At 37.4% G+C, this 13,182-nt stretch carries 9 protein-coding genes and 1 tRNA gene; 3 read left to right on the top strand and 7 right to left on the bottom strand.

Translation table 11 applies throughout. The annotated features are described in order from the left end of the window. Nucleotides 1-127 precede the first annotated feature (127 nt). From odhB to BN990_RS14800, 7 genes are all read right to left on the bottom strand, one after another. On the bottom strand, nt 128-1,387 hold the full coding sequence (gene odhB / locus BN990_RS14770) for a 2-oxoglutarate dehydrogenase complex dihydrolipoyllysine-residue succinyltransferase (RefSeq protein ID WP_021292149.1): 1,260 nt from the start codon (nt 1,385-1,387) through the stop codon (nt 128-130). After that, nucleotides 1,380-4,232, bottom strand: coding sequence for a 2-oxoglutarate dehydrogenase E1 component (locus BN990_RS14775; protein WP_038245688.1), 2,853 nt, complete (start codon nt 4,230-4,232; stop codon nt 1,380-1,382). The genes odhB and BN990_RS14775 overlap by 8 nt, the downstream gene beginning before the upstream one ends. A 498-nt stretch (nt 4,233-4,730) precedes the next feature. After that, on the bottom strand, nt 4,731-5,204 hold the full coding sequence (locus tag BN990_RS14780; RefSeq protein WP_021292146.1) for a tRNA (cytidine(34)-2'-O)-methyltransferase: 474 nt from the start codon (nt 5,202-5,204) through the stop codon (nt 4,731-4,733). Nucleotides 5,205-5,251: 47 nt separating this feature from the next. Then, the gene (locus BN990_RS14785; RefSeq protein ID WP_038245690.1) at nt 5,252-6,094 is read right to left on the bottom strand and encodes an amidase domain-containing protein; all 843 of its coding nucleotides are present in this window, start codon (nt 6,092-6,094) and stop codon (nt 5,252-5,254) included. Between the two features lie 60 nt (nt 6,095-6,154). Beyond that, complete coding sequence (gene queG / locus BN990_RS14790) at nt 6,155-7,285, bottom strand: tRNA epoxyqueuosine(34) reductase QueG (RefSeq protein ID WP_038245692.1); 1,131 nt, start codon at nt 7,283-7,285, stop codon at nt 6,155-6,157. A 16-nt stretch (nt 7,286-7,301) separates the two neighbouring features. Then, entirely contained in the window at nt 7,302-9,005 is a 1,704-nt protein-coding gene (locus BN990_RS14795) for an ABC-ATPase domain-containing protein (RefSeq protein WP_038245693.1), read from the bottom strand. 165 nt (nt 9,006-9,170) lie between these two features. Next, a tRNA-Gly gene (locus BN990_RS14800) sits at nt 9,171-9,244 on the bottom strand. A gap of 290 nt (nt 9,245-9,534) precedes the next feature. On the opposite strand from BN990_RS14800, the gene dat reads away from it, so the two are divergent. The 3 genes from dat to BN990_RS14815 all read left to right on the top strand — a co-directional run bounded on the left by dat (nt 9,535) and on the right by BN990_RS14815 (nt 13,121). Further along, on the top strand, nt 9,535-10,410 hold the full coding sequence (gene dat / locus BN990_RS14805) for a D-amino-acid transaminase (protein WP_038245694.1): 876 nt from the start codon (nt 9,535-9,537) through the stop codon (nt 10,408-10,410). Nucleotides 10,411-10,533: 123 nt separating this feature from the next. After that, complete coding sequence (locus BN990_RS14810) at nt 10,534-11,055, top strand: DNA topology modulation protein (RefSeq protein WP_021292076.1); 522 nt, start codon at nt 10,534-10,536, stop codon at nt 11,053-11,055. Between the two features lie 62 nt (nt 11,056-11,117). Next, nucleotides 11,118-13,121, top strand: coding sequence for a S9 family peptidase (locus BN990_RS14815; RefSeq protein ID WP_038245695.1), 2,004 nt, complete (start codon nt 11,118-11,120; stop codon nt 13,119-13,121). Nucleotides 13,122-13,182 lie beyond the last annotated feature (61 nt).

Raw genomic sequence — 13,182 nt, forward strand, 5'->3', positions numbered from 1 at the left:
TTAAGTTTTAATGCAAGATAAAATGCTTTGTATCTTTTACATGAAAGAATTAGCCCTATTTTAACCAATAATTAAGATCTTACCACAAAAAAAGCCTTGCTTTAAGCAAGGCTTTTTAAACATTTCATTATCCTTCAAGTAATAAATCATAAGGATCTTCAAGCAATTGTTTCACACGAACTAGGAACTGTACAGCTTCTTTTCCGTCAACAATTCGATGGTCATAGGATAGAGCAATATACATCATTGGGCGTACTTCGATGCTATCGTCTGGCATAACCATTGCACGTTTTTGGATATTATGCATGCCGAGAATTCCAACTTGCGGAGCGTTCAGAATTGGCGTAGACAACATAGAGCCAAACGTTCCACCATTTGTTATCGTAAATGAACCGCCTTGCAGTTCACTCATTTCCAGCTTCTTATCACGAGCCTTTTTACCGAGATTACCAATTTCTTTTTCGACACCTGCAAAATCTAAACGATCAGCGTCGCGCACAACTGGAACAACTAAACCATCATCTGTAGATACTGCAATACCAATATCGTAGAATTTTTTAATAACAATTTCATTGTCTTGTATCTCAGCATTTAATAGCGGAAATTCTTTCAAAGCACCTACAACTGCTTTAGTAAAGAAAGACATAAACCCTAATTTAACACCGTGTTTTTCAATAAATTTTTCTTTTCTTTCACTACGGAGTTTCATTACGTTCGTTAGATCAACTTCGTTGAATGTTGTTAACATCGCAGCTTCATGTTGTACATCCACTAGACGTTTAGCAATTGTTTGGCGACGACGAGACATTTTCACCCGCTCAACTGGCTTATCAAATTCTGTTTTTTCTTTTGATTTTTTATCCTCTTTTGCTGGTTTGGTATTTTCCTTAGAACTGCTAGCAGCTGCATCCACATCCTCTGGACGAATCCTTCCTAATGGATCGCGTGGACTCACTTTACTTAAGTCTATGTTTAATTCACGAGCACGTTTTCTTGCTGCTGGAGAAGCAATGACATCTCCTTTTGATTGTGTTTCTTCTTTATCCGCTTGCTTGTCTTCTTGTTTTGGTTCCTCTTTTTTCTGCTCATTCTCTTTTGCTTTTGATTCGGCAGGCTCATTTTCTTCTTGTGAAGTATCCCCACCTGCTTCGCCATTTTCGTCAATTTTCGCGATAATGTCACCAACCTCTACATCATCACCCTCTTCACGGATAATTTCGGTAATAACTCCTGAGAAGTCGGAGTTGACTTCCACATTTACTTTATCCGTTTCTAACTCTACTACTGGGTCACCTTTTTCAATATTATCCCCTTTTTTAACCAACCACTCTGCAATGGTTCCTTCGGTAATCGATTCAGCTAGCTCTGGTACTTTAATTTCATTCATTGGAATCTCCTCCTTTTGATGGGCTAATCGCTTGTTGTACGATTTGATTTTGCTCTGTTTTATGCACATTTGGAACACCAACAGATGGTGCTGAACGATTTGGTCGTCCAATATAACGCAATGACTGATCATCTTCTAATAATTCCCTTAAATAATCATCTACAAAATCCCAACTACCCATGTTTTTCGGTTCTTCCTGAACCCAAACAATTTCTTCAAGATTTGGCAATGCCTTTAATTCTTTCTCTAATTGTTTCTTAGGAAATGGATAGATTTGTTCCAATCGTAATACACGTAACCAATCAAATTTTTCTTCCGAATGTTCCATCGCCTCTTCTATATCAACCATTACTTTCCCGCTTCCAATTAACAGGCGTGTAGCATTTTTCTTGCTTACTTTTAAATTAGGCTGTTCGCGCAATGGCTGGAACTTACCTTCTGTAAATTCTTCTGCAGCGGATGCAATCCGTTGATTTCGAATTAAACTACTTTTTGGTGTCATAACAACTAAAGGTCTTGCTTCTTCGCGATTTCTTAAAGCTGCTTGCCTGCGAATTAAATGGAAGAACTGTGCAGATGAAGTTACATAAGCAACAATCCAGTTATTCTCTGCCGCCATTTGTAAGAAACGTTCTAAGCGAGCGCTTGAGTGTTCTGGACCTTGCCCTTCATATCCATGAGGAAGCAGCATCACCATATTGGATTTCTCTCCCCACTTTGCACGAGCAGCGGAAATAAACTGATCAAATACTACCTGCGCTGCATTGGCAAAATCACCAAATTGCGCCTCCCATAAAACTAACGTATTTGTCGCCTGAACACTATACCCATACTCATAGCCTAACACACCTGCTTCAGATAACGGGCTATTACGAATATCAAAAGATGCATGAGCATCTTTTAACGTATGCATTGGACTAAATTTTTCATTCGATTTCACATCATGAATAACCAGATGACGATGTGCAAATGTCCCACGCTCTGTATCTTGACCAGTTAAACGAATAGGAATGCCATCTTTCAAGATAGATGCATATGCCAGTGCCTCTCCAGTGCCCCAATCCGCTTTTCCACCTTCTTCTAAGGAGTTTTGACGGCGTTTGAGTATTTTCTCAAGCTTTTTATAGCTATTAAAACCTCCCGGACGATGCATTAATCCTTCATTTAACTCTTTTAATGTATCTAAGTCAACTGCCGTTTCAAATTGATCCAAGCCATTGGTTAAGGCTTCAGGCATTGGTTTTGAAACACATTCACCCGTTTCATTTTCTTTCATATTATTATATATTTCACGTAATTCTTGTTCTGCTTTATCTTTAATTTCTTTAAATTTATCAGCACTTGTAATTCCTTTTTCTTCGAGCACTTTAGCAAAAACATTGGCAGCCGTTGGATGCTTATCAATTTCTTCATAAAGACCTGGTTGTGTCATTCGTGGTTCATCCATCTCATTATGACCATAACGGCGGTACCCAACTAAATCGATTAGAAAATCTTTATGGAATTTCTGGCGATATTCATAAGCAATCTTCACAGCAGATACACATGCAATTGGATCATCTGCATTAACGTGTATAATAGGTATTTCAAATCCTTTCGCCAAATCACTTGCATAACGAGTTGATCGTCCATCTACTTGATCCGTCGTATATCCTACAAGGTTATTCGCTATTATATGAAGTGATCCTCCCGTAGAATAACCTGGTAATCCACTCATGTTTAACGTTTCGGCAACAACTCCTTCGCCGATAAAAGCCGCATCACCATGAATAACTACAGGAACTGCCTTATTCGTGTCTTGCTTTGGATAACCGCTTTCTGTCCGATCATCTTGAGCAGCACGAGCAAATCCCTCTACCACTGGATTAACAAATTCTAAATGAGAAGGATTATGAGCCAAACGAATTCGAGTTGTATTCTCATCGCCTGGTTCTTTGGTTGCACCATAATGATACTTCACATCACCAGTCCAACCATAATTAATTCCCATTGAGCCTTCAGATGGAATAAGCTCCTTGTTCGGAGAGTGGTGAAATTCAGAAAAAATCTTATCATATGGTTTTCCCAAAACATGGGCTAATACTGCTAAACGTCCCCGATGCGCCATTCCCATCATAATGTTTTCGACCTTATCATTTCTTGCATATTTAACAATTTGGTCGAGCATCGGTACCATAGCCTCTAAACCTTCAATAGAAAATCTTTTTTGGCCAACAAACGTCTTTTGTAAAAAGCTCTCAAACCCTTCTACATGTGTAAGGCGTTCAAGTAATTTAACCTTTTCTTCATTCGATAGTTCCAATCGGGCATTTCCCGATTCTATCAAATCCAACAACCATTTGCGTTCGTCATCATTATTTACATGATCGTACTCAAATGTAATGGTACCTGAATAATATTTCTTCAATTCTTTAATAACATCTAACCCGTTTTCAACATTACTTGGTGCTTTTTCCCATAACCATGCAGCTGGCATACTTTTTAGATCTTCATCCGATAAACCGTAAGTTGATGCTTCTACTAATTCAGATTTTCGACCTCTATGACCAACTGGATATATATCTGCTTCCAAATGTCCGAAACGACGAATAGCCTCAACAAGTTTCATTGCTGAGGTGAGTTTTTTTACGTCATTTATAGATGTAGCCTGAGACGGTGCCTCGGCTGAAACAGTTGATTGGGATAACCATTGTGGGGCTCCATGCTCATCGAACATTTTCTTAATGGATAGATCTACTGCCTCTGGATCCTCTTTATACAATTCATATTGTTCTTCTACATACCCCATGTTTGGACCATGAAATTCTGACCAGAATCTCTCATTAGATTCTTCGCGCTGTGCCACCTTTTATACCCCCATTAGAAGTTAGCTTCCCGTTATGAAACGGTATACATTATTCATTCTACATTATAGAACTGACTGATGTTTACTTCAACTAATATACCCTATTTTATTAGTTGAAACAACACAATGTTCCAACGTTGATTATAGTTTAAATTTTCAAATGATTAACTCTATTAAAAAAGGGAAGGATGAACTATATACCAATCCTCTTAGCTAAAAACCATAATTATTCATTGTTTTCCTTCCTTATATTCACATTTTATTAATAATTAGTTATAATAGAGGCAACATTAAGTACTAATGGTCTCTTACATAGAAGGAGGATATGTACATGAAATTAGCTCTATTAATGGGAGTAATCCTTGTATTTGTAACATCATTTTTCACATCAGGGTATGATTCAAAACCTGGTGTACCTAAAAAACAGCAATAAAGTAAGCGCAAACGATTCGCTACAGAAGATAGCTTTCGTTTGCGCTTTTTATTTTCTAATTTTTCTTATGTCAAGTCAGGAAATCCTTGTTGACGTAATGCTTCATAAATAATAATAGCAGCTGTATTGGATAAATTTAACGATCTTACCTTATCACCCATGTGTATTCGGAGACAACGATCTTCCTTTCCGTATAATAATTCATGTGGAATCCCATTTGTCTCTCGGCCAAAAACAAAAAATAATTCTTCCTGGCAATTACTGAAATCATAGTCTGTGTAATGCTTTTTTCCAAAATTTTCTATATAATAGTATGACCCACTTGGGTATGTTTCATAGAGTTCATCAAGTGAATCATACTCTTGTATATCGACATCTTTCCAATAATCTAGACCAGCTCTTCTCACCATTTTGTCCTCTGTCGAAAATCCAAGTGGATGTATAAGATGTAATGTGGCATTTGTTGCTAGGCAAGTTCTAGCAATATTCCCTGTATTTGCTGGAATTTCTGGCTGATATAAAACAACATGTAAACTCACTTTTCATTCTCCTTACCTACGTTCTGCTTTTTAGTATATCACTTTTTCTAATAAATCCTGAAAAATTTATATTTAATTTCTGGTGTCCATGCAGTGGAATCCTCATAGGACCAGTATCGATTACGGCTATTGTCGGTATGTGCATTTACAAGCGGCATTCCATACGCATCTTTTGCAACAACAATTGTATTATGATTCCACCGGCCATCTCCTTCAAAATCATAGCAGATAATATCGCCTGGTAGGAGGTCTCCGGCAGATTCCACTTCTTCACCTCTGAGACCTTGTGTCGAACCACTTAAATACCAGCGTAGCGAATGAGCTACAGCCCAACTGAAGCTCCAACTCCCGTTTCCGTACCACCATCCTCTTTCTCTTACAGGTGCACCTCGCATTGGAGCTCCACCAGCAAACATGCATTGAGATACATAATTCGTACAATCCACTTCAAACTTTTTATAAGCAGGATTGTAACTATTCCACCATCTTTCTGCATATTGAACTGCAGCATGACGATCATAGGAAAAACGCGTGGATGTATCCCTGCCGATAATATCATCAGGGCTTATGTTTTGTTGTATTTCTGGTTGTTTATTTATTATAAGACGATGGTCACTAATCTCTCCTTGATTGATTTGAAAAGTATATGGATAGACTGACTCCTCCAAGTATAATTGTTCCTGTTGTTTCACTAATAAGGATAAATGCAAATGATAATTATAATGTGTAGCTTGATCATAACGGATTTTTCTATACAGATGGCCATTTCCTTTAATATGAACAATGGAAGCATTTCGTTCTTCGAGCAATGCTTTTTTCCGTTTCCACCAGTCATTATTCCACTGATCTGATTCAAACATGTGGATCCAGTAATCTTTTAATTTTTCCATAAAAAATCCCCTCCATAGAAAGTATATGGAGAGAATGCTTGTCAAACAGCCAAAAATTTCTTAGTTTTGAAAGGCAAGTCCTTTTTCCATTTCAAACAATACTTGCTCATCTGTTTCTTGTTCCATTGCTATCTTTATTGCATGAAATGCTTCCTCCGTACCGATTTTCCCTAGCGACCAGGCTGCAGTACCTCGAATAACCGGCCGAGGATCCTTCGTCATCACATCAATAATCTCTTTTACTGCCGTTTTATCTTTGTAATGCCCAAGAGCAATTAAAGTATTACGCTGAATTGGTTTTTTCCCTCTCCACGATCCAGATATATGCCCAAATGTCGCTTTAAATTCTCTATTTGACAATTTTAACATTGGAATTAGTTTTGGCTTTGATACCTCATGTTCCGGTTCAAACTCGGGATGAATATGAAAGTCAACCTTGTGATTTTTAGGACAAACTACCTGGCATGTATCACAACCATATACACGATTTCCAATCTTGGACCGGAATTCATCTGGTAAGAAGTCTTTTGTTTGGGTTAGAAAGGCAATACAGCGTTGTGCATTCAATTGCCCCCCCTGTACAATTGCCCCTGTAGGACAAGCATCAATACATTTTGTACATGAACCACAGCTATCGTCAACAGGTTCATCTGGTACAAAAGGAACATTAGTAATTAGTTCTCCTAAATAGACAAAAGAACCAAATTCCGGAGTGATAATCGATGTATTCTTTCCGCTAAAACCGATGCCCGCTCGCTCCGCAACAGCTCGATCGGATAATTCCCCCGTATCAACCATTACTTTATTTTTCCCGTCAGGTACTTTATCTTGAATAAAAGCTGCCAGCTTATTTAAACGCTCTCTCATCACGATATGATAATCAACGCCCCATGAAGCTCTGGCAAATAAACCTCGTCGTTCCTCTTTTGTACTCCGAGGAGCATCTTTCATTCTTGAAGGATAAGCCAATGCAATTGATATAATCGATTTTGCCTCTGGAAGTAATCGTGTAGGTTCCGTACGTTCCTCAATTGTACCTTTCTCAAATCCAGATTGGTAGTTTAACGCTTGCTGTCTTTTAAGCCGTTCTTTTAACTCACCAAATACATCTGCAGATGCAAAACCGATTTTATCGATACCTATCTGTTTACTATAATCAATAATTTCTTGTTTTAGTAGATCTGTTTGCATAAGCTTCTTCTCCGTTCTACCTCTGCTTTATAATAGCTGTACGCATCCGATTTAATACTGCTGCAATTTCGAATCTACGTGGACGCGCAAGATCGCCGGGATGCTGATTAGGAAAAGCAGTAATTGACCCTAACCCCTGCTTATCCATTCGTTCTTCAATCTGATCTAGCAATGTACACAACGCAATATCATTCATACCTTGTTTACGGTCTAGATGTTGAATCATTTCAGCTATCATCCTAGTTTGGGAGGCATCAACCAACTGTTCTGTATCTGTAAATGATATATCTGTCTTCCCCATCAATATATGTGTGCGGCCCTTGGCTTGAACTTTTACTCGTTTTCCTTTATTTGTCTGTAAGGATGATTGCTGAAAATAACGATTTCTAACTTTTCCAAATGTCCCCTCTAATGAAGTCTCTCTTTCTAATGGATATTGTTGCATAATTGCTTTTGCATCTATTGTAACATTTGCAGGTATATAGTTTTCCATTCGAATTACTGTATCAGCAGTTGCAAAATAGTCACCTGAACCCCCCATTACTAGTATTGTTGAAACGCCTAATTCATCACGTAGTTGCGTTATTTTATCAATAAATGGTGTTATTGGTTCTTTATTTTGATGAACAAGCAATTGCATTCGATGATCACGAATCATAAAGTTAGTTGCACTTGTATCTTCATCAATTAATAATGTAGATGCACCTGCTTCCAAAGCTTCCATTACATTTGCTGCTTGTGACGTACTGCCACTAGCATTTTCTGTGGAGAAAAAAGTAGTCTCCTGTTCATGAGGGAGATTATTAATAAACGGAGAAATATTTACTCCACTTACTTTACGCCCATCTTCAGCGCGAATTTTTACAGCATTTCTATCCGTTAATACAAATTCTCGGCCATCGCCCGCTACATGCGAATAAACACCACGTTCAATTGCTTGAAGTAGTGTACTCTTACCATGATAGCCACCGCCAACAATTAATGATATACCTTTTTCCACGGCCATTCCTTTTATCGGTTCATCTGTATGAGGAATTTCGATTTCCACTTGGTTTTCTGCAGGACTTTGAAATGGTACAGCTTTTTTTAACGGGCGATTACTTATACCGCTCTCTCTTGGTAAAATGGAGCCATTTGCTAAAAATGCAACCCAATTATTTTCCTTCATTTGCTGACGAACCGCATCTTGTTGATCTGCCAATTTGATGGCTTGATTAATTGCTTCATCTTTTAACGTATACACGGAATTCCTTATAATCGATGGTAATGCTTGGCTAAATAATTTCTCTGCTTCTTTCCCATTAATCTTCCTTCCATTGGCTGGCAATCCAACAGAAATGCAAATAACAATTGATTGTGTCGTAATTTGTACAGCACTTCGTTCCAATATTTCTTGTCCTGGACGATCGAATAGAATCAATCCACTCTTACCAGAACCTTTTATAAATGAAGCTTCATTAGTCACTGCTTCCCCTATTATTCTTCCGAAAGCGTCTTCTGTAGCAATTTTTCTAGAAGTAGTCTCCAACCATTCTGGATAAACATATCGCTTACGCTTAGGGATCGTTATGCGTAATTTAGAAGGAGTGGCAAAAGGGTCTCCTTGGACATAATCAATATCTAAATCGTAGTTTTCATGTTCGTAATGACCTTGAATACTTTTATAAGCCTTATAACCTTTATTATCAATTCGCTTTAATATAGACAATAATTTCTTCATATAATCACCTCAAGTAGCCAAGTATAGTCGTTTCAACGTAATATTCTACGTCCAAGATTGTACATGCTTAACTTACATAAGTAAAACAACTTTAGTTTTCTAAATAAATTAAAAACGCAATACTTCGTACCTTCCATTACGAAATACTGCGTTAAGACATATGTATGGAGCGGGTGAAGGGAATCGAACCCTCGTCATCAGCTTGGAAGGCTGAGGTTTTACCATTAAACTACACCCGCAATGTATGTAAAAATTATTTATCATTTTTTCGAACGCAGTGTTAATTATAGCAATTAGGTTTTACGAAATCAAGAGGTTTTTTAATTTTTTTCGACAAAAATTTAATAAAATAATAACAAAGCTTACAGCTATTTAAAAAATATTTCTTTTTTCTACTGTTTTCCCCCTAGAGGCAGGTATTACTCCTTTTAGGCGCTCGTTCTAAAAGTTTGAATTTCCAATGAGAAAGGATTTACATTGTGTTTTAGAAGTTATAGAATAGTCATAAGTTTTAGGGAGGAGAGAGAGAATGGCTATTTATCCAATTGTATTAACACAGCAAACATTTACTCATCAAGATAATTTAACCTATCCATTTGAAGAACGTGGATTACAATTTGGAGATGGTATATATGAAGTAATCCGTATATATAATGGTTCATACTATTTACTGAATGAACATGTTGATCGTTTGTTTCGTTCGCTAGATGCAGTAAAAATTAAACTTCCTGCTACGAAAGAGGAAATTACAGATTTGTTACTCCATTTATTAGAAAAGAATGAAATGACATCCGATGGGAAAGTATATTTACAAGTAACGCGCGGATCTGCTCCAAGAGATCATGTATTTCCTGCCGATGTACCAGCAAACTTGTATGCGTATGTACAAGATTTACCTCGTCATCTAGAAAACCTTCAAAAAGGAGTCTCTACTATTACGGAGCCAGATGTGCGCTGGGAGAATTGTTATATAAAAAGTTTAAATCTGTTACCTAATGTACTTGCCAAGCAAGAAGCAAAAGAACAAGGCTGCTATGAAGCTATCTTACATCGTGATGACCTTGTAACTGAATGCAGCTCATCAAATATTTATATAGTAAAGAACGGCGTTATTTACACGCACCCAGCAACCAACCGAATCTTACATGGTTGTGTTCGTATGCGCGTTGAGAAGTTCGCAACCGATCTTTCTATTTCTTTTAATGAAAGTGGCTTTACCAAAGATGATCTGTTTGATGCAGATGAAGTTTTCTTGTCTAGTAGCACTTCTGAGGTTATGCCTGTCATCCGAATTAATCAAAAACAAATTCAAGATGGTACACCTGGGCCGATAACTCGTAAATTACAACAAGAATATGAACGTGATGCGAATATAACAGAAAACAATATAACGCATTCCCTTTAATTTATCGAAAAAGCACCTTGCATCATTTGTGAGGTGCTTTTCTATTAATTGCGATTAATGGAAACCCCCACTGTAAAGATACTTAATTAAATTCAGTTTTTCCCGTTTAGGAGGTTTTACTTCATGAAGAGAATAATGATTATTGGTAGCGGAGGTTCTGGTAAGTCAACGTTAGCAAAACAATTGGGTAAGCTACTTCATCTCCCTGTCCATCATATGGATGCAATATTTTGGCAACCTGGATGGGTCGCTATTGAACGAGAACAACTCGTAGAAGAAACAATCAACATTATGAAAACAGACAATTGGATTATTGATGGGAATTACAGTGCATCAATGGAGATACGTATGCAACAAGCAGATACGATTATTTTCTTGCATTACCGAACAATACAATGTCTGTATGGCATCATAAAAAGACGGATTCAACACCGTAACAAAACCCGTCCAGACATGGGAAAGGATTGTAAGGAAAAAATTGACCTCGAATTCTTCAATTGGGTACGTACATTTAATAAGAAAAAGGCTCCGCTAATTTATCAACGCCTTTCTAAATATAAGAACAAAAACATTCTTATCTTCAAAAACAGAAAAGAATTAAATAACTTCCTGAAAAATCTAAATCATCACCGTAGTGTCGATTGATTCGAAAGTCGAAATAGTTTAAACTATTAAAAAATCATTTATTTTAATAGAGGAGGAAAATAATGAGTAAGCATAGACGCAAGCTGACTTCTGAAGACATATTGAATCTAGAAGTATTTAGTGACCCACAATTCACACCCGATGGCCAAGCGTTCACCTATGTATCTACCACAATTAATGATAAAAAAGACTATCAGTCTCAACTTTTTTACCAAAGCTTAAATGACAACAATGCAATTCCTTGGACATTTGACAACGATAAAAATACACATCTTCGATTTTCTCCTGATGGGAAGAGAGCAGTATTTCAATCTACTAGAAGTGGTCTCCCTCAATTATGGTTGATCAATACCGATGGAGGGGAGGCACAGCAATTAACTACCTTTAAGCATGGTGCGACAAACCCTACGTGGACAAAGGATGGACAATTTATTCTCTTTAGCGCATTATTAGAAAACGATGATGATATACATAATCAACAGGAAATGACGAAAGAAGAGAAGCAAAAAATAAAATCTGCTAAACAGGAGCACCCCCTCGTTGTTAATCGCTTAAAATATAAATCAGATGCAAAAGGATTTCATGATAATAAAAAGACACAGATCATTCGCATGAATATCCAAGATGGTTCTGTTACTCAATTAACGCAAGCGGATACGGATTATGCCTTTCAAGATATCTCTCCCGATGGGAAAACCGTTTTAATAGCAGCAAATTTAAATGATGAAGCGGATCAAGAGTTGTCTAACGATCTCTATTTACTTGACATCGCAACTCAAAAGATGAACAAATTAACTACTAAAAATGGTTCCTATCAGCAAGCTTCCTTCTCTCCGGATGGAAGCAAAATCGCTTGTTTTGGGCACGATTTTGCATATAAAGGAGCTACACTAACCGAATTATACATTTTCGACTGTCAATCCTTAGAACAAACCTGTCTTAGTACCAATTGGAATTTCCAGCTTGGTGATGCGATGATAGGCGATACCCGTCTAGGTACATCAGAAACTGGTCCAACTTGGAATCAGGATGGCTCCACCATTTTCTTTATTGCAACGAGAGAAGGTGCAACCGAATTACATCAAATCGAATTGACAGCTAACCACCAAGTACTATACTCGGACGATAATCATGTTTTTGGTTTTACCTATGACGTTGTAAATGATCAATTGATTCTTGGAATCAGTACTCCGACTGATCCTTGTAATTTTTATTTATTAAATGAGGATTTAAGTCTTTCACAACTTACCAATGGAAATAAAACAGTAAAAGATCAGATTGCATTTGAAAAGCCTGAAACCTTGTGGATTAAAACAGAGGATAATGTAGAAATTCAAGGATGGCTTATTCGGCCATATCATTTTACAGAAGGAAAGAAGTATCCGATGATCCTGGAGATTCACGGTGGTCCTCATGCTATGTATGGCCAAACCTTCTTTTTCGAACTACAATTACTTGCAGCACAAGGATATGTCGTTCTATATACAAACCCAAGAGGCAGCCATGGTTATGATCAACATTTTGTGGATGCATGCCGCATGGACTATGGCGGAGGGGATTATCATGATGTGATGCAGGCTGTTAACCATGCTGTTCAAATGTATAGCTTTATAGATAAAGACCGTCTAGGTGTTACAGGAGGAAGTTATGGAGGCTTTATGACAAACTGGATTGTTGGGCATACGAATTGTTTTAAAGCTGCTGTTACGCAACGGTCGATATCGAATTGGCTTAGCTTCTACGGTGTAAGCGATATAGGTTACTTCTTTACAGAATGGGAACATGGTTTGAACTTATTAGACGATCCATCAAAATTATGGGAAATTTCCCCTCTGAAATATGCAGCAGATGTAGAAACACCTTTATTAATCCTGCATGGAGAAAATGATTATCGTTGTCCAATTGAACAAGGGGAACAGTTATTTATTACTTTAAAGCATTTAAAGAAAGAAGTAGAATTTGTGCGTTTTCCAGAGGCTAATCACGAACTGAGCAGAAGCGGAAAACCAAATATGCGAATTGAACGACTCAATCATATTTGTCGATGGTTTGAGAAATACGTATAGAATAGGTTAAGGGTAGGTAACTCGAAAGCCGAAAGTGTTCTAATGAGGGATGACGAAACTC

The sequence above is a fragment of the Virgibacillus salexigens genome, assembly GCF_000723585.1.
Taxonomy (GTDB): Bacteria; Bacillota; Bacilli; order Bacillales; family Amphibacillaceae; genus Virgibacillus; species Virgibacillus salexigens.

Bases quoted from the DNA above. Each gene is read 5' to 3' on its own strand.
- odhB (WP_021292149.1), bottom strand. From the start codon at position 1,387: ATGAATGAAATTAAAGTACCAGAGCTAGCTGAATCGATTACCGAAGGA.
- BN990_RS14785 (WP_038245690.1), bottom strand. From the start codon at position 6,094: ATGGAAAAATTAAAAGATTACTGGATCCACATGTTTGAATCAGATCAG.
- queG (WP_038245692.1), bottom strand. From the start codon at position 7,285: ATGCAAACAGATCTACTAAAACAAGAAATTATTGATTATAGTAAACAG.
- BN990_RS14795 (WP_038245693.1), bottom strand. From the start codon at position 9,005: ATGAAGAAATTATTGTCTATATTAAAGCGAATTGATAATAAAGGTTAT.
- dat (WP_038245694.1), top strand. From the start codon at position 9,535: ATGGCTATTTATCCAATTGTATTAACACAGCAAACATTTACTCATCAA.
- BN990_RS14810 (WP_021292076.1), top strand. From the start codon at position 10,534: ATGAAGAGAATAATGATTATTGGTAGCGGAGGTTCTGGTAAGTCAACG.
- BN990_RS14815 (WP_038245695.1), top strand. From the start codon at position 11,118: ATGAGTAAGCATAGACGCAAGCTGACTTCTGAAGACATATTGAATCTA.